The organism is Thermococcus nautili (assembly GCF_000585495.1).
Lineage (GTDB): Archaea > Methanobacteriota_B > Thermococci > Thermococcales > Thermococcaceae > Thermococcus > Thermococcus nautili.
On the sequence record NZ_CP007264.1, the window covers coordinates 1,478,778 to 1,496,216 of the forward strand.

Genomic DNA, 17,439 nt, shown 5'->3' on the forward strand with positions numbered 1-17,439 from the left:
GAAGATTTTTAGCCTGACCTAAGAAAGGATAGAGCATGCAAATCATAGGGTACGTCTTCATAATTATAGCTTTCGCCAGACTTCTTGCCGAGGGCTTTGAGAGACTCGGCTATCCCGGCTTCCTTGGCGAAATTACCGCCGGTATGATTCTAAGCGCAGTTCTCATAAACATGCCACGAGACCAGATGGAACTAATGGCAGAGCTCGGCCTCTTCTTTCTAATGATTTCGGCGGGACTTGAGGTCACTCCCGAAGAGCTTCACTACGCGGGTAGAATAACGGTGCCCCTCTACGCCCTAACGTACTTGGTGATGTTCGCCGTGACACTGCCGTTTACGGGGTGGACGGTTAGCTCGGACAACATTATATCGGCCGCAATACTCTCCACCGCATCCGCCCCTATAGTCGTCAGGCTGAAGCGCTTCTTTGGAGAGGACTTCCTTCACGTAGCCCTTTCTTACGCCGTGATAAGCGAGATAATGGGACTTCTTATAGTCTACATGGTGGTGCGCTTTCACGAGAGTCCTGGACACTACGAGATGATACTGTCCAGCATAATAAAGGACGCCCTCTTCGTGGGGGCAATACTGTACGCCAACTACCTCCTGGGCATAAAGCAGAAGGTCCGCATAATACGCTTCCTCCGCAGGCTCAAGAGCGACGAAGCTGTCTTCGGGCTTTTCATGGTGTTTTCAACTTCCCTTGCCTTCATCAGCGAGGAGATAGGAATGCACTTCAGCATAGGCGGCTTCCTGGCCGGTTTGATGATGCACAGCGACCTGGTCGGGACGAAGCAGTACGACAGGCTGACCACCATAGTGAGCGGCGTCACTTACGGAATCTTCGCCCCGATATTCTTCGCCTGGCGCGGCCTGAACTTCGAGACCGAGCTGTCGTTCGTGGTCATAGAGTTCTTCGTGGCGATATACATCGTTAGACTGGCTCTATCAACAATGGCCGTCAGAAAAACAGACCTGCCGACCAGCATAGTTAGAGGAGCCGGCATTGCCAGTTTCGGAGTTCTCGGTTTGCTCATGGGCGAAATCGGTTTTGTCTCGGGAGTTCTAAGCGAACACATGTACGCTATGTCTTCACTTGCGAGCGTCCTTGGAATCTTTACGTCAGCCACGCTGGGAAGGCTGGTAAATCAGCGCACCTCAAAGAACCCCGGAAGCCTCACCTGACCATGACAACAGATTTAGAAGGGAGATTTAAGGTAAATCCCCTCTCACAGGCTTTCTTTTAGATATAGCGAAACGTTTTTAAGCCGCCCACAGACTAGCGAGTAAGCGAACCGTTGCTTTCGAGTATAATCGCCTAACAGGTGAGAAAAGAAAGGAGGAGGCTGAGATGAGCTGGACGACACCTAAGAGGGCTTTCATAGGAGCGGCCGCCGCAGAGGGCGGAACTAAGTTAAACGCCTTCGACAACGCACTCCTCAAGCTCGGCATAGGGAACGTCAACCTCGTCAAGCTCAGCAGCGTTATCCCGGCACACATCGAGTGGATGGACAAGGTCCACGACGTCCCGATAGGAATGCTTCTGCCGACCGTTTACGCGCACATCGAGAGCGACGAACCGGGGATGACCATCAGCGCGGCCCTTGGAGTTGGGATAAGCAAGAACAACGAGGGTGGCCTAATCTACGAGTACGCCGGCTACTGCACGAAGGAAGAAGCCGAGAGAATCGTGAAGAAAATGGTCGAGGAGGGCTTTGCCAACAGGGGCTGGGAGCTGGCAGAGTTCAAGGTTGCAAGCGCCGAGATAACAGTCAAGGACAAGCCTGCCGCGGCAATAGCGGTCGTCGTCATGTTCCCCTACTGAACCTTTTTCTTTTCAACCAGGGTGAACTCGTTGTCACCTGTTCTCTGAAAGACCATTTCGTAGCGGGCCCTTCCCTTAACCGCCCACACTTCAACCACCGAATCGCCGGTCATCCACAGAACCTCAAACCCGAGCTTTCCAAGGGCCTCGCTCAGCGGGCCCTCAAGCTTTACCCCGGGAATCAGAAGCTTTGGGACTCCCTTGCCCTGGAGGAATCGCCAGAGTGACACGAAGAGGGCCCTTGGACTGCCTTCGTCAGCGGGAAAGACGAAGAAGAGAACACCATCGTCGAGGAAGCGCTCAAGGCGGTAGTCATCAAAAAAGGCAACGTCAAGCTCAACTGTAAGCCCAGGACTCGCGCTAATTTCACCGACTAGATGGGGAATCCCCTCTCCAAATCCGCCAGAGATTTCAGCCCACAAATCCGCTATTTCCTGGGCGAGTTTTCTTCTGAGCTCTGCCTCGGCCATCGCTACTAACTCTCGGAAGGGCCTTAATAACTTTGCCCTGTGAAAACCCATAGGTTTAAAACCCAAACGGTGAGCTAAGCTCAGGTGAGGTTCATGGGCTACAGCGAGGAGGAGAGGGCCTTTATCGAGTGGTATCCGAGGGGCTACGGCGTCGGTTTCAAGGTTAAGGAGAGACTCTTCGAGACGCAGACGAAATACCAGAGGCTCGAGCTCTACCAGACGGAAGGGTTCGGCAAACTGCTCGTCCTCGATGGAACGGTTCAGCTCGTCGAGATAGGCGAGGAGAGCTACCACGAGGTTCTCGTTCACCCGGTCATGCTCGCGCACCCGAATCCAAAGAGGGTGCTCATCATAGGCGGCGGCGACGGCGGGACGCTGAGGGAAGTGCTCAGGCACGAGAGCGTGGAGAAGGCCACGATGGTCGAGATTGACGAGATGGTCGTCGAGGTTTCGAGGATTTACCTCGGCATAGACAGGGGCGCCTTCGACGACCCGAGGGCCGAGCTGATAATCGGCGACGGCGTCAAGTACCTAAAGGAAACTGAGGAGCGCTTCGACGTCATAATCGTGGACTCAACCGACCCTGTTGGTCCAGCGAAGCTCCTGTTCAGCGAGGAATTCTACCGCTCGGCCTACGAGAAGCTCAACGAGAAGGGCCTCTACATCACCCAGGCGGGGAGCGTCTACCTCTTCACCAACGAACTCCTCGACGCCTACAAAGCCATGAAGAAGGTCTTCGACAGGGTCTACTACTTCAGCTTCCCCGTGATAGGCTACGCCTCGCCCTGGAGCTTCCTCGTGGGAGTTAAGGGCGACTTGGACTTCAGGAAGGTGGACGTGAGCAGGGCCCCCGAGAAGCTCTACTACTACGACCCCGAGAGGCACGAGACGCTCTTCCAGATGCCGAAATACGTCAGGGAACTCCTTGAGAAGGAGTGAAGGGCGTGAACTGGAGAAAACCGGCAACGCTACTCCTAACCGTTGCCATAACCGCCTACCTGCTCCACAAGGTCTACGCCGAAGCCTCAAAGGTGAACCTGAGCGCTTCCTCGCTGTTATCTCCCTATTTCCTGACAGCAGTTCTGACGGGTTTCGTGGCGTACCTCCTCTACACCGCCCTCTGGTACGTTTACGTTCACCACGCCTCGGGAGTTTCGTTCAGAAGAACGCTGCTGGCGACGCTCTCGGGAACGTACTTGGGGTTCTCCCTCAACAGCGCCGTTGGAGTTCTCGTTAAAGTCAGACTCCTCGGAACGGACTACTGGTACACGATGGGTGTCGGTCTTCTTGCGATAGCAACCGAGTTCCTCGCGGGCCTGCTGTTAATCGCGTTCATCGGGAAAAATCCGATAGCATTAACCATCGCCGGAGCCCTTCTCGTGGCGATTATTTTTGACAGAGTGGCCTACTACTTCTTATACCCGTTGTTCTGGGCAATTAAAAAGCTCCAAACTCTCGAAAAGATGTATTCTGGCTGGCACAGGGCCAGGGGAGAGCTCAAAACTGTTCTTCTAGCGATAGCCGTTGGAATGCTCCTAGCAGTTGCGAACTCAACGGCGCTGTACCTGACGGCAAGAACTTTTGGAGTGGGAGAAAACTACATCAAGTTCCTTGAAGCGGTGCTGTACTCAAACTTTCTCGGTGGGCTTCTTGGAACTCCCGGGGGGATTGGAGCGAACGAGCTTGGAGTAACGCTCGCCATCGGCGACAGTCCAACTGCAATCGTTGTGGCGTTTCTCTACAAGTTCATAACCCAGTACGCCTACGCAATCGTTGGGGCAGTCGCATTTTACCGCCTCGTGGCGGGCGAGGTTAAAGCTAATTAAGCACATCACCTTAATGGTTAATAATCATCAGGCATCTGGTGAACAACATGGAAAAGGAAGGGGTTCTTGGGGAGATTGACAGGCGGATAAAGCGCCTCCAGGCAGAGATAGAGATAGCCGAGACAGGATTAAGGAGAATTGAGGAGCTCGGGGCCAGGGCAAAGGGGCCGGAGGTGAAGGACTACTCCCCCTATTACCTCGCGGGAATGCTCCTCTGGTTCGCAATAGGCCTCGTCCTCCTCGTGGTCATCTCAAGGAGGGCCCCCTCAGGTGTTAAGATACCCACCGGGCTCTACGCGCTGATGATTATCGCCTTCAGCGTGCCCCTTGCCTACTACCTCCTGACCCGGGAGAGGAAGGAAGAACCGGGAAAGGACCTGCTTGAGAGGGAAAGAATGGCAAGGCTTGTTCTCAAGGCCTTCTACGAGCCCCTGAGAAGGGCCGTGGAAAGGGACGACAGGAAGGCCCTCGAAACCCTCGCGGATGAGCTCCTGAGGAATCCCCCGCTCGCGAGCGCAATCGAGAGGCTCGGTGAGGGCGACCCGAAGGTCATCGCCTACGCCCTGCTCCTCTACGCGAACTTCAGGGACGGCCTTGAGAACGAGGTTGCGGAAACCGTGGAAAGGATTCACAACAAGCCCGTAAAGGCCCTCCTCCAGTCCCTGCTCAAGCCGAAAGGTTATAACGGTGAAGGGCGCTCGATAGAGGGGGAAGACCATGAGGTTTGAAGTTCTCACCAAGGACGATATGAACGCCCTCTCGCGCGAGCTCAGCAGGGCGGGAATAATGAACAGGACGAAGGAAGAAACCAGGGCCGAGATTGAGCACTACGTTGTAATCCGGGGCACCTACGCCGAGCTCGTCGAGGTGGCCTCAGAGGTTCCGGCCATAGGTGAGGAGCTTGAGGCTGTAAAGCTGGCCTACGACGAACTTCTCGAAAACTGGGAGCCCGGCGAGGTTAAGGAGCTCGGAACCCTCTTCGAAGAGCCCGACCTGCCAAAGCTATCGGTTGTGAGCGCGCTTATTGAATCCGGGGCGATAGAGGAAACCGAGGGAGGCTTCCTGCTGAGGGAAAGAGTTCCCCTCGACGCGCTGAGCCTTGAGCTACGCTTCCCGATTGAGGAAATCGGCGACGAGCTCGAGGAGCTTGAGGAAAGGTTAAAGGCGACGCTCGTAACCGAGTACACCCTTGAGAAGCGCTACTACGTTGAGGTTTTGGAGGTCGAGAGGGAGCTAATAGAGACTGCCCTTGATATAGCGGAGGACTACGCGACAGAGGAGAGCTACGTCGAGGCAATGTTCGACGGAATAGCCCGCTCCGTTTTGGCGGAGAGAATCCTTGAGCTGGCCGAGAAGTACAGGAGGAAGAACGAGCTCATCGAGGCAATCATGGAGCTCGAACCGATAACCGTCGAGGGCAGGAACGAGAGGATAAACATCTACTACGACGAGGACGCGATAGAGGACTTCCTGAAGGTTCTTCAAACGCTCGGCTACCTCAAGGTCAAGGGCAACAGGATATGGATTTAGCAAAGTTTAAAAGCCCGAATCAAAACTCCGCTCGGGGGTGGAGGAGATGGCGGTGTTGAAGGCCATCAAGATTAAGGACAGGGACGGGGAGATACTCTTCCGCTGTCCGAGGTGCGGAATGGTCTTCCGCGACGCCAAGGCCTTCACGAGGCACGTGAACAGGGCTCACGGCCATCTCTTCCGCAAGTGATTTCCTTCTTTTCTTGCGGGATGAAGAAACAGCCAGGACCCTGAAAAAGTGATGAGCGGAGGGCTTAACCGACCGCTACTCGCGCATTATGATTTCCTTCGTGAGGCGGACTATGAAAGTTTTCCCAACCTTCTCCCTCTCGACGAGCTGTTTCTTCTCGAGCTCCTGAATGATTCTGCTTATCGTCGGCCTTGAGTAACCTGTGAGCTCCGGCAGTTCCTCCTGCTTTACGGTTCCGCCCTTGTCGAGGATTGCCTTGACGACTATGCGCTCCTTCTCGGTCAAAACCTCGATTGGAACCTTGTTGGCGGACCACTTCTTCTTGGCGTAGTAGAGTGAAGCCGGAATCGCAACCGCGAGGGTAAGTATCACCGCGCCGATGACGAGGGTCCAGTCGGTCTTGGCCGGGGGTGTTGGGGACGAGACCGTTATCGTTATGCTTTCCTTCACCCAGTACGTCTGATACCCGAGTTCCTGAAGCTGGGTCTGGATGTCCTTGGACATACCCGCCCCGATGAGAACCACGAGGTTCGGGTGGAGCCTCTTGAGGGCGCTGATAACGGACTGGGAAAGGTTGTTTGGATTCGTCAGAAGGAGCGGGTTCTCGTAGGTCATCGCCCACCTCGCGGCGGCAAGGGCAGAGCCATAGTCACTTGCACTAGCGAGGATTACAGTCTTGGCGCCGTTTGGATAGAACTCCTCGGCGAGCTTGACCGAAGTGTCAACCCTCGTGGCGCCGCCTATCCTCGTGACCTGAAACCCGAGGCCGATGAGCTGTTCCTGCACCTTCTGGCTGATTGCCTTGTAGTCACCTATAACGAGCACCTTGTACCAGCCGAACTGTTCATAGCTCTGGAGCTGGGCGAGGGTGGTTGTGTCAAGCTCATCTGGATTAACTGGGAGAATTGGTATTCCCAAAAGCCGTGAATAGGGGAGAGCGACTATATAATCAATCAGGTTGTCGTTTCTCACGATTATCAGGTCGTAAGGGGGGCTTTCCCCCGGAACCTGGGCCCCAACGGGATGAACGAGCGGAGTGATGAACATCAAAACCAGTGCAAAGATAAGAAACCCAGCCCTTCTGCCCATTTCACCACCTGAAAAGGAGATAAAGGGAGGCTCTTAAAAGGTTTTTCAAAGCTCAAGCTCCTCGCCGGGCTTGAGGATAACGACCTCGGCTTTATCCCCAACGAGCCTCTTGAACTCCTCGGGGTCGGCCGAAATCGGGGGCCAGGTGTTGTAGTGCATCGGGACGACCTTCTTGGGCTTGAGCAGTTCGACGGCTTTAGCGGCCTCCCTCGGGCCCATAGTGAAGTGTCCGCCTATCGGGAGCAGGGCAACGTCAATCGGGCCGTAGAGCTCGCTGAACAGACCCATGTCGAGGAACACGAAGGTGTCGCCGGCGTGGTAAATCGTCTTTCCATCGAGCTTGACTATGTAGCCACACGGGTTGCCGATGCCGTACTTGCCGTCGCTGCTGGAGTGCCAGGCCGGAACCTGGACGATTCCGACACCGTCTATCTCAGTCGGTCCGTAGTTCATGCCGATGACCTCAACCCCCTCGGCCTGCTCGCTGATGTAGTTGGCGACGTCGAACATTGCAACTATCTTCGCGCCGGTCCTCTTGGCTATCTCGACCGCGTCGCCAATGTGGTCGCCGTGAGCGTGGGTAACGAGTATCAGGTCGGCCTCAACCTCCTCAGGCTTCACCGCCGCCTGCGGGTTGCCGGTGAGGAACGGGTCTATCAGAATTCTCTTGCTCCCCTCAATCAGAAAAGCCGCGTGGCCGAGGAACTTCACCTTCACCATCGCCATCACCTCCGAGGATAAAATAACCAGAGCTTACTTAAATCTTTCGCCGTGACTCTGGGTTACATTAAAACCCCACAGTTCCCGTTGTTATGGGTAAGCAAAAGCGTTTACTTCGGAGTAAAAGCTAGCCCTGCATTACAAAATGTCACCATTACTGAACGTTCATGTCCGTTAATGAACATAAATGGCAAAATTTATAAGGATGAACTTCAATGAATATGAGAGGTGGTTCAACTATGGAGTCCCAGACTCAAATACTGACCGTTCTCGTTCTGTACCTTTCGTTTCTCGTTGGATTTGGAGTTTACCAGGGCAGAAAAGCCAAGAGCGGAAAGGACTTCGCCATAGCCGGAAGACGTCTTCCCGGATGGGTGGCGGCCCTTTCAGAAAGGGCGACGGGTGAATCCGCGTGGGCCCTCCTCGGCCTGCCAGGACTGGCATACGCTGCCGGTTTATCTGCAATATGGGTCGCTGTGGGCTGTGTGGCAGGAATAGTGACCGTATGGGCCGTCTTCGCTGGAAGGCTCAGGAAGGAAGCCGAAACCTACGACGCCAGAACCTTCGTTGATTACATCGCCAAACGCCACTCGGAGGCCGAGAAGTGGATACGTCTCCTTGGTAGCGTCACGATAGTGTTCTTCTTTTTCTTCTACGTGGGTGCGCAGTTCATCGGCGGCGGAAAGACGCTCAACGTGCTCTTCGGGGTGGACCCCAAGGTCGGCATGCTGATTACCGCGATGATAATCCTGCCCTACACCGTCCTCGGCGGCCTTCAGAGCGTCGCCTACACCGACACCGTTCAGGCCATCGTCATGATACTTACCCTCACTATAGCACCTATTGTTGGAATAATCTACATCGCGAACCACCCCGGCCTCTTCGCGAGCTCCGTCACGGAGGCCCTTAAGCTGGCCGGTCCAAAGTACTCAACAATACTCGGCGGACTCGCGGGGACGTCGGCGCTGATATTCATAATCGCAGAGTTCTCGTGGTTCTTCGGCTACCTCGGAGGAATGCCCCAGCTCAGCATAAGGTTCATGGCAATCAAAGACGAGGAGAACGCCAAGCTCGCAAGGAACGTTGGAATCGGCTGGACGATTCTCGCCTATATCGGAGCGCTCATGATAGGCTGGATTGGAATAGCAATCTTCGGCCCCCAGGGGCTCGCTGACAGGGAGAACGTTATGCCCTCTGTCATGCTCAAGCTCTTCCCGCCGGCGATAGCGGCGGTGTTTATAACCGGTGCCATAGCGGCGATGCTCTCAACGGCTGACTCGCTCCTAATCCTGTCCGCAACGGAGCTTTCCGAAAACATTCTCAAGCCATTCCTCGGCGAAACCGACGAGAGAAGAAGCCTTAGAATATCAAGGCTGTCAACGGTTGCCCTCGCCCTCTTGGCCCTCGTCACCGCCTACCTCGTACCAACGAAGCTCATCTACACGATAGTCGGCTACACCTGGGCCGGCATTGGGGATACGTTCTCGGTGATAGTCATACTGACCCTGTTCTGGAAGAGGTTCCACGGAAGGGCCGTGCCGCCGACAATCATCACGGGCCTGCTCTTCACGGTGTTCTGGATTAGCTCCGGGCTGGACGAGAAGGTATCCGCAAGGCTCATGACCTTCATAGTAACTGCGGTAGTGGCAGTGATTGCAACCTACCTCCTCAAACCGAAAGAGCGACCAACCTCCTGAAACCTTTTTCCTTTCATTGACGTCTTTTTTCGAGCATTGTAACCATCCTATGGCCCACAATGCTCGTATCTACCACGATGTAGCTTTTGGGAAAGCTTATATACGATTCCACGGAGATTTTAACGGTGAGGTTCATGAACCTGGACTACTTCTTCAAACCGAAGGGTATAGCCGTCATCGGTGCATCGAACGACCCGATGAAGCTCGGCTACGAAGTTTTCAAGAACCTCAAGAAGTACAAGGAAGGAAAGGTTTACCCCGTCAACGTCAAGGACGAGGTTGTTCAGGGCGTTAAGGCCTACAAGAACGTCAAGGACATCCCCGACGAGGTTGACCTTGCGATAATCGTCGTTCCCAAGCGCTTCGTGAAGCAGTCGATAATAGACTGCGGTGAGAAGGGAGTTAAGGGAGCGGTCATCATAACGGCCGGCTTCGGCGAGACTGGTGAAGAGGGCAAGAAGGAGGAGCGCGAGCTCGTCGAGATTGCCCACAGGTACGGAATGCGTCTGATAGGCCCGAACTGCGTCGGCGTCATGAACACCCACAACGACATGAACGCGACCTTCATAATGGACGCCAAGAAGGGAAGCATAGCCTTCGTGAGCCAGAGCGGAGCTTTAGGAGCGGGAATCGTCTACAAGACCGTCAAGGAGGGAATTGGCTTCTCCAAGTTCATCAGCGTCGGCAACATGGCAGACCTCGACTTCGCGGAGCTCATGGAGTACCTGGCGGACACCGAGGAGGACAGGGCCATAGCCCTCTACATCGAGGGAATCAAGGACGGAAGGAAGTTCATCGAGGTCGCCAAGAGGGTCACCAAAAAGAAGCCCGTCATAGCCCTCAAGGCAGGAAAGAGCGAGAGCGGAGCGAGGGCAGCATCAAGCCACACGGGTTCCCTGGCCGGAAGCTGGAAGATTTACGAAGCTGCTTTCAAGCAGAGCGGAGTTCTCATCGCCGAAACAATCGACGACATGCTCAGCATGGCTCGCGCTTTCACCCAGCCGTTGCCCAAAGGAAAACGCGTCGCAATAATGACCAACGCCGGCGGACCGGGCGTTTTGACGGCCGACCAGATTGACAAGAGGGGCCTTAAGCTGGCCGACCTCGAGGAGGAGACGATAGAGGAGCTCCGCTCGTTCCTCCCGCCGATGGCCGCCGTAAAGAACCCCGTTGACATGATAGCTTCTGCAAGGGGCGAGGACTACTACAGAACCGCCAAGGCCCTCCTCCAAGACCCGAACGTCGACATGCTCATAGCGATATGCGTCGTCCCGACCTTCGCGGGAATGACCCCAACGGAGCACGCTGAGGGCGTTATCAGGGCAATCAAGGAAGTCAACAACGGCAAGCCAGTTCTCGGCCTCTTCATGGCCGGTTACGTCAGCGAGAAGGCGAAGGAGCTCCTTGAAGAGAACGGAATCCCAAGCTACGAGAGGCCGGAGGACGTTGCCGCCGGTGCCTACGCGCTCGTCCAGCAGGCGAGGAACGCTGGGGTTTTGGAGGATGAGTGACTTTCATTTTTCATCAACTTAATTTCGGAGGTGTTGTTTGATGGCGAAGGTGACGGACATAGTGCTGTGGGATAAGCCCGGGGAGAGGGTTCTCCTCCTCGGAAACCAGGCAATAGCGCGCGGAGCTTTGGAGGCCAACATAGCGGTTTTCGCGGCTTATCCCGGAACCCCGAGTTCGGAGCTGACCGATACGATGGCGATGGTGGCCAAGAAGGCAGGAGTTTACATGGAGTACTCCACCAACGAGAAGGTCGCCTTTGAAACCGCGCTTTCCGCTGCCTGGAGCGGTCTCAGGGCCATGACGGCCATGAAGCACGTCGGACTGAACGTTGCAGCGGATACGTTCCTCAGCGCCGTCGGCATGGGCGTCGAGGGCGGTTTCGTCATAATGGTCGCCGACGACCCGAGCATGTGGAGCAGTCAGAACGAGCAGGACACGAGGGTTTACGCAAAGTTTGCCAACGTGCCCGTTCTTGAGCCGATTTCACCCCACGAGGCCAAGGAGATGACGAAGTACGCCTTCGAGCTCAGCGAGAAGTTCAAGCACTTCGTCATCCTGAGGACGACCACAAGGAGCTCCCACGCGAGGGGAGACGTCGTTCTCGGAGAGCTCCCGGAGGAGATAAAGACCGGCAAGAGGAAGTTCGGGAACTTCAAGAAGAACCCCGAGAGGTTCGTTGACATCCCGGCCCACGCGAGGAAGTTCCACCCGCAGATTCTTGAGAAGATTGAGAAGATTCGCGAGGAGCTCAACAACTGCCCCTTCAACTGGATTGAGGGCGACGAGAACGCGAAGGTCGGTATAATCGCTCCGGGTCTCGCCTACGCCTACGTCAAGGAGGCCTTGGCCTGGCTCGGCGTCGAGAACGTCAAGATACTCAAGCTCGGAACGCCCTTCCCAGTTCCATACGGCCTGCTTGAGAAGTTCCTCGACGGACTTGAGAAGGTTCTCATCGTTGAGGAGCTTGAGCCGGTTGTTGAGGAGCAGGTCAAGACCTGGGCCTACGACAAGGGCTTAACGATTCCGATTCACGGCAAGGACCTCGTGCCGAGGGTTTACGAGATGACCACGAGGAGGGCGGTAACGGCCATAGCGAAGTTCCTCGGCCTCGAAACCCCGGTGAACTTCGAGGAGCTCGACCAGAAGTACGAGAAGGTAAAGGGCATGGTCCCGCCGAGGCCGCCGAGCCTCTGTCCGGCCTGTCCGCACAGGAACACCTTCTACGCGATTAGAAGGGCCGCAACTCCGAGGGCAATCTTCCCGAGCGACATAGGCTGTTACACCCTCGGCGTCCTTCCACCGCTCAAGACCGTTGACACAACCGTCGCGATGGGCGGTTCGATTGGAGTTGCCCACGGCCTCAGCATCGCCCTGAACGGTTCCGTTGCCGAGGAAGAGCACAAGACGGGCAAGGAGAAGAAGGTAATCGTCGCCACGATAGGCGACTCAACGTTCTTCCACACGGGACTTCCGGCTTTGGCAAACGCCATCTACAACCGCTCCAACGTCGTCATAGTCGTCCTCGACAACCTCGTTACGGCAATGACCGGTGACCAGCCCAACCCGGGAACCGGCGAGACCCCGCACGGTCCGGGCAAGCAGATTAAGATTGAAGAGGTCGCGAAGGCCCTCGGTGCCGATTACGTCGCCGTCGTTGACCCCTACGACATAAGGGCCGTCGAGAGGACCATAAAGGAGGCCCTGGCCGTTGAAGGTGTGAGCGTCGTCGTCGCGAGGCGCGTCTGTGCGCTCTACAGAATAGGCCAGCTCAGGCGCGAGGGCAAGCAGTGGCCGCTCTACCAGGTCAACGAGGACAAGTGTACCGGCTGTAAGATTTGTATCAACGCCTACGGCTGTCCGGCAATCTACTGGGACGCCGAGAAGAAGAAGGCCAAGATTGACCCGACGATGTGCTGGGGCTGCGGCGGTTGCGCCCAGGTCTGTCCGTTCGACGCCTTCGAGAAGGTGAGGGAGGGAGAGCTATGAGCGAGATGAGGGAGTACAACATCGTTATCACCGGAGTTGGCGGTCAGGGAATCCTTACCGCGGCGAACCTGCTCGGCTGGGCGGCGCTTAGAGCTGGCTACAAGGTGCGCGTTGGTGAGGTTCACGGCATGAGCCAGCGCTTTGGAAGCGTTATCGCCTACGTCAGGTTTGGAGAGGACGTCTACGGCGCGATGGTTCCAGAGGGTAAGGCCGACGTCATACTGAGCTTCGAGCCTGTCGAAGCTTTGCGCTACATCAACTACCTCAAGAAAGGGGGCCTTGTCTTCACCAACGCGAGGCCGATTCCGCCGGTTCAGGTCTCGATGGGCCTCGCCACCTATCCAAGCCTCGAAGAGATTAGAAAGGTCGTCGAGGAGGACTTTGAGGCCAAGTTCATGGCCTTCGACGCCGAGAAGCTCGCGATGGAGGCCGGCAACATCATAACCACCAACGTCGTCCTCATCGGAGCGCTGACTCAGACGCCGGGCTTCCCGCTCTCGGCGGAGCACGTCAGGGAGGTCATAAAGGTCAGCGTGCCGAAGAAGGCCGTTGACGTCAACATGAAGGCCTTCGACTTGGGCGTCAAGGCCGCGAAGGAGATGCTGGGGCTTTGAGGCCCCACAATTTTTATTAATTCTCATTCTGTTAGTAACTCTGGTGTCCCTCGGTGGAGTGCATAGAGGGGAAGGAGATAACATCAACCAAAAGCGGATGCTGGGCGTTTTCAGACGGCGAGCGATGGCATCTCTTTGAGTGGGTTGATTACCTGCTCAAACCTGAAATTGATGCCGATGAAATTCTCGTTGGCAGAATACCGGCGAGGAAATTGAAAAACGGACAGTTCTTGATTTCGTTCAAGAACTTCATCGGGAAAACCGAGATAACGGGTGTTAAAAACGGGGAAATCGTCTTTAAACATCCCGTGAAGGTTCTTTCGCTCAAATTTTTGAAAATATATCCTAACGTCTCTGCTTCCATAAAAGAACGCGGGATAGCGCTTATCTCGAAAGTCCAAGATTTGTTTGTAGAGAGGCTCATTGAGGATGTAATAAAACACTCCCTCTCAATGCCCTTCCAGCTGGAATCGCCAACGGGCTTCGCAGTGGAAGAAAGCGATGAGCCCGTAAACGAGCTCTTTGCTTACCATTACCTCCGCTTAAACAAAACTCGAATCATCGAGGCCTTTGAAACGGTTGTGCACAGAATGAAGCGAGAACTCAGAGTGGAGAAAGAGTGGCTAAGGCCCGACGAGGTCGACGACGTAACCCCAGAAACGCTGATTTCAATCACCGAACACCCGGGATACCTGGCACCGGCTGGAGAGGGCGTTCTTGTGGCAAGATACCTGAACGGCTACGTGCCCACCAAAGTTCTCGGAAGTAGAAAGTATGAGAGCTTCGACACCCCGGAGAACAGGTTTGCAAAGCATTTTCTCGACATTCTCCTCGAGTGGGGTGAGAGGGTAATAAACGCCTTCGAGGACGGGAAAAAGACCGACCTAAAGCCCATTAGGGAGCTCCTTGAAGAGCTTGAGTTCGTTAGAAGCGATAGCGTCTGGGAAGAGATAGGGGACATGGCGCTCTTTCCTTACACATCACAGACCCTTCTAAAAGGCGATGGCTACCGCGACCTGCTTGTGCTTTACCGGGAGTTCACGGCGTACTCGCCTTTCTTTGGGGGGCTTCAAAAGGCAATAGATAACAGGGACATGGCGAAGCTCTACGAGTACTGGGCTTTTCTCAGGCTCGTGGAGGAACTTGGCAAAGTCCTTGGGAAGAAGGACATCCACATCGTTGTCACGCCTGCGGGAGAGTTATCAGAAAGCGGAGACGTTTACGCACAATTCCACAACGGCTGGAGGCTCTACTACAACAAAAGGCTAACCCCGAGGAAGTGGAGCTACTCCGTAACGCTGAGGCCGGACTTTTCACTATTCAATGGCGACCCCTCAAAGAAGGGCACGGAAATTATAGGCGTTTTCGACGCCAAGTTCAAGCTCGACGTTGTTGATAGAACCGAAGAAGTTGAGAACTTGGACGAGCTGGATGAGGCCGCGGAGAGAACCGGAAACTACTGGACCTGGGCAAAGCTGGAGGACATTTACAAGATGCACACATACAGGGACGCGTTAGGATGCAGGTTCGCGGTGGTGTTATATCCTGGAAGAAGGAGTGTGTTTTTTGATGTTCACCATAGAAAAACCAGAGATTTTGAAATAAAATCAATCTCAATTGAAATCCCCACCGGAATCGGATACTTGAGTTTTATTCCGGAGGTGGCAAAATGATTAACGAAAAAACTCTTAGGGGTTTGATAAGATTATACTGCCTGCATCTCGACATTGAAAAAAAGAATTTAGACTGGCTGAATAGCAGTCCAAGGGAATTTAAAGAATTGATAGAACAGGCAGGGAGGAATAAAGACCACAACCTGCTTAAGAAGGCATTTAGTCTTCTGTATTCTGGCAGAAACCTTCAGAGATTTCACCTTCGAGATAAAGAACGACTAGATGTAATCATGGAGAAGTTTGTATCAGTTCTCATTTCAACATCACCTGAGGACATTAGAAAGAACATTGACAAAATTTTAGAAGCATGGCAAGAAGAAATTGATGGACTAGGGAAAGGGTCACTGACAGAAGCATTAGCTTTTTATTACCCAGAATACTTTGCTCCTTGGAACAACACAACAAAGTGGTACTTCGAGTTATTTGGCTGGGGACGACCAAAGAAATACTCAGAGGTATTGAAGAGATTGGAATTGCTCAGGGACATTATGTTTCAAATTTGTGGGAAAAAAGTAACTCTTCTAGAAGCTGACCATTTTGGCTGGTGGCTCAGAGACAGAAGGATATTCATACAGACGTTTAAATCCCAGCCCTCAAAGAATTATAGGCAAACAGTGAACCAAGAAGTAGACATAAAAGTCATCAAAGAGTGTTTTAGTGATAGAGAGCAGGAGCTCTACAATGCAGGATTCACGAGAGCATGGGGGAGAAAAGCTAATGAAAAAGTCCCCAGCATTGGTGACATCGTTCTCTTTGGAATTAGAAAAGAGAAAAAGTTATTGAGTCTGCACGCTTCTTCATGGGCGGTTATCTGTGACAAATTTGACTCCGAGTATTGGGGCAAAACTGGAAGATATAGAAAGGTCTTTCTTCTGAAACCTATCCCAGCTGAAGGCATCACTGGGTTAGATGCTCTCATTAAAGAGAACAGCGAATGGTATTCAGTATCCATGTTTAGTAACCTGCTGGAACTTAGAACAACGGAGAAACTTCTTGAGCTGCTGGGGGAAGTGGGAAATAGTATGATTACAAGTACTTCACAATATCGCCTCAAGGAGGAGCACAAAAAAGATGTGAACTTCACGGGATATCTTTTCAAAAGAGGCTACCTCTACCCACCCTATCTCGTTTCCCAGTTCTATACAGCGCTCAAAACCAAGGGCTTTGTAATTCTTTCTGGCCTGACAGGAACCGGAAAGACCAAGATAGCCCAAGAACTTGCACAACTCATTGACCCCACCAAAGAGAACCTCCTGTTCCTCCCCGTCCGCCCGGACTGGAGGGACTCAAAGGCACTGCTCGGTTATTACAATCCCCTAACCGGAGAATATCAGAGAACACAACTGCTCGACTTCATCTTAAAAGCCATCGAGGACTACGATAAAAACCGTGAGAACGCCATGCCCTACTTCGTTATTCTCGACGAGATGAACCTTGCCCACGTCGAGTACTACTTCGCCGACTTCCTCAGCGTCCTTGAGAGCGGGAGAGACGAGAATGGATTCACAAGGGAACCCATACCGCTCCACGAGGTTGAGAAGGTTGAAAAAGAAGGGGAGATTCCAAGGGAACTCAAACTCCCGCCAAACCTCTACATCATTGGAACCGTGAACATGGACGAGACCACTTACTCTTTCAGTCCAAAGGTTCTTGACAGAGCTTTTGTTGTGGAGTTCCACGACGTTGACCTCGAAAACTACCCACCGCAGGATTCGGAGTCAGAGCCATCACCCAAAACAATCAAAGCCCTTAGAGACTCCATCCTAACCGACCTTCGCGGCGAAGAGAACAAATTCCTCGCTCGTTCAAAGGAAGAGATGAATAACGCCGTTAGAACGCTAAAGAACAATAAAGAAGAGAATAAAGATTACTGGAAAGTTCTCATTGAACTGAACAACGCCCTTAAACCCTACGATATGCACTTCGGCTATCGCGTCGTTGATGAGATTGCGCTGTTTTTCCAGAGCGCCAAGGAGAGCCAGGACAAAGGTATCGTGGAATTCAGGGACGATGACGAAATCTTCGACCTCGCACTCCTGATGAAAGTTCTCCCGAAGTTCCACGGAAACAGGAAGAAGCTCGAAGAGCCTTTGAAAGCCATCTTAAAGCTGTGCCTCTCAGAGAACGCGAAAACTAGAGTTCAAGACCTTGGAAGGGAAGCTGTTCTAAGCATACTCGAAAACTGGGAAAAGGAGAAAGAAAACTTCCGCTTCAAACACACGGCCAGGAAAGTTCTCCGCATGCTCCGCCAGCTGTACGAGATAGGCTTCGCGAGCTTCAGCTGACATTTATTTTCCAAAACCCTTAT

The 17,439-nt window shown here is 53.7% G+C and carries 16 protein-coding genes; 13 read left to right on the forward strand and 3 right to left on the reverse strand.

The genetic code is table 11. The annotated features are described in order from the left end of the window. Positions 1 to 35 precede the first annotated feature (35 nt). Both BD01_RS08165 and BD01_RS08170 read left to right on the forward strand, forming a co-directional pair. The gene (locus tag BD01_RS08165; protein WP_042691840.1) at positions 36 to 1,184 is read left to right on the forward strand and encodes a cation:proton antiporter; all 1,149 of its coding nucleotides are present in this window, start codon (positions 36 to 38) and stop codon (positions 1,182 to 1,184) included. A gap of 166 nt (positions 1,185 to 1,350) precedes the next feature. Then, positions 1,351 to 1,824, forward strand: coding sequence for a pyruvoyl-dependent arginine decarboxylase (locus BD01_RS08170; protein WP_042691841.1), 474 nt, complete (start codon positions 1,351 to 1,353; stop codon positions 1,822 to 1,824). Here BD01_RS08170 and BD01_RS08175 read toward each other — a convergent pair. Then, positions 1,818 to 2,294, reverse strand: a complete 477-nt coding sequence (locus BD01_RS08175) for a hypothetical protein (RefSeq protein ID WP_042691843.1) — start codon at positions 2,292 to 2,294, stop codon at positions 1,818 to 1,820. The genes BD01_RS08170 and BD01_RS08175 overlap by 7 nt on opposite strands. 93 nt (positions 2,295 to 2,387) lie before the next feature. Between BD01_RS08175 and speE the strand changes: the two genes are divergently transcribed. Genes speE through BD01_RS08200 form a run of 5 tightly spaced genes read left to right on the forward strand, consistent with a single transcriptional unit; the run spans position 2,388 to position 5,840 of the window. After that, complete coding sequence (gene speE / locus BD01_RS08180) at positions 2,388 to 3,233, forward strand: polyamine aminopropyltransferase (RefSeq protein ID WP_042691846.1); 846 nt, start codon at positions 2,388 to 2,390, stop codon at positions 3,231 to 3,233. Between the two features lie 5 nt (positions 3,234 to 3,238). Then, positions 3,239 to 4,120, forward strand: coding sequence for a lysylphosphatidylglycerol synthase domain-containing protein (locus BD01_RS08185; RefSeq protein ID WP_042693281.1), 882 nt, complete (start codon positions 3,239 to 3,241; stop codon positions 4,118 to 4,120). A gap of 47 nt (positions 4,121 to 4,167) precedes the next feature. Next, positions 4,168 to 4,848 (forward strand): hypothetical protein, encoded by a 681-nt coding sequence (locus BD01_RS08190; protein WP_051482190.1) that lies wholly within the window; start codon positions 4,168 to 4,170, stop codon positions 4,846 to 4,848. Next, the gene (locus tag BD01_RS08195; protein ID WP_042691848.1) at positions 4,838 to 5,650 is read left to right on the forward strand and encodes a hypothetical protein; all 813 of its coding nucleotides are present in this window, start codon (positions 4,838 to 4,840) and stop codon (positions 5,648 to 5,650) included. Before BD01_RS08190 ends, BD01_RS08195 begins: the two co-directional genes overlap by 11 nt. Before the next feature lie 46 nt (positions 5,651 to 5,696). Then, entirely contained in the window at positions 5,697 to 5,840 is a 144-nt protein-coding gene (locus BD01_RS08200; RefSeq protein ID WP_042691851.1) for a C2H2-type zinc finger protein, read from the forward strand. Positions 5,841 to 5,915: 75 nt separating this feature from the next. Here BD01_RS08200 and BD01_RS08205 read toward each other — a convergent pair whose 3' ends face one another. Then, complete coding sequence (locus BD01_RS08205) at positions 5,916 to 6,929, reverse strand: cell wall-binding repeat-containing protein (protein WP_042691854.1); 1,014 nt, start codon at positions 6,927 to 6,929, stop codon at positions 5,916 to 5,918. Positions 6,930 to 6,974: 45 nt separating this feature from the next. Further along, on the reverse strand, positions 6,975 to 7,649 hold the full coding sequence (locus tag BD01_RS08210) for a metal-dependent hydrolase (protein WP_042691857.1): 675 nt from the start codon (positions 7,647 to 7,649) through the stop codon (positions 6,975 to 6,977). Positions 7,650 to 7,888: 239 nt separating this feature from the next. Between BD01_RS08210 and BD01_RS08215 the strand changes: the two genes are divergently transcribed. The 6 genes from BD01_RS08215 to BD01_RS11410 all read left to right on the forward strand — a co-directional run bounded on the left by BD01_RS08215 (position 7,889) and on the right by BD01_RS11410 (position 17,416). Then, positions 7,889 to 9,346 (forward strand): sodium/proline symporter, encoded by a 1,458-nt coding sequence (locus BD01_RS08215; protein ID WP_042691861.1) that lies wholly within the window; start codon positions 7,889 to 7,891, stop codon positions 9,344 to 9,346. A gap of 134 nt (positions 9,347 to 9,480) precedes the next feature. Further along, the gene (locus tag BD01_RS08220) at positions 9,481 to 10,857 is read left to right on the forward strand and encodes an acetate--CoA ligase family protein (RefSeq protein ID WP_042691864.1); all 1,377 of its coding nucleotides are present in this window, start codon (positions 9,481 to 9,483) and stop codon (positions 10,855 to 10,857) included. A 40-nt stretch (positions 10,858 to 10,897) separates the two neighbouring features. Further along, positions 10,898 to 12,844: an indolepyruvate ferredoxin oxidoreductase subunit alpha gene (gene iorA, locus BD01_RS08225; protein ID WP_042691867.1), complete on the forward strand. Its 1,947-nt coding sequence runs from the start codon at positions 10,898 to 10,900 to the stop codon at positions 12,842 to 12,844. A gap of 5 nt (positions 12,845 to 12,849) precedes the next feature. After that, a complete protein-coding gene (locus BD01_RS08230) occupies positions 12,850 to 13,458 on the forward strand; it encodes an indolepyruvate oxidoreductase subunit beta (protein ID WP_042693287.1) in 609 nt (202 codons plus the stop codon). 53 nt (positions 13,459 to 13,511) lie between these two features. Then, positions 13,512 to 15,131, forward strand: a complete 1,620-nt coding sequence (locus BD01_RS08235) for a DUF2357 domain-containing protein (protein ID WP_051482191.1) — start codon at positions 13,512 to 13,514, stop codon at positions 15,129 to 15,131. Beyond that, complete coding sequence (locus tag BD01_RS11410) at positions 15,128 to 17,416, forward strand: McrB family protein (protein WP_245599217.1); 2,289 nt, start codon at positions 15,128 to 15,130, stop codon at positions 17,414 to 17,416. The genes BD01_RS08235 and BD01_RS11410 overlap by 4 nt, the downstream gene beginning before the upstream one ends. Positions 17,417 to 17,439 lie beyond the last annotated feature (23 nt).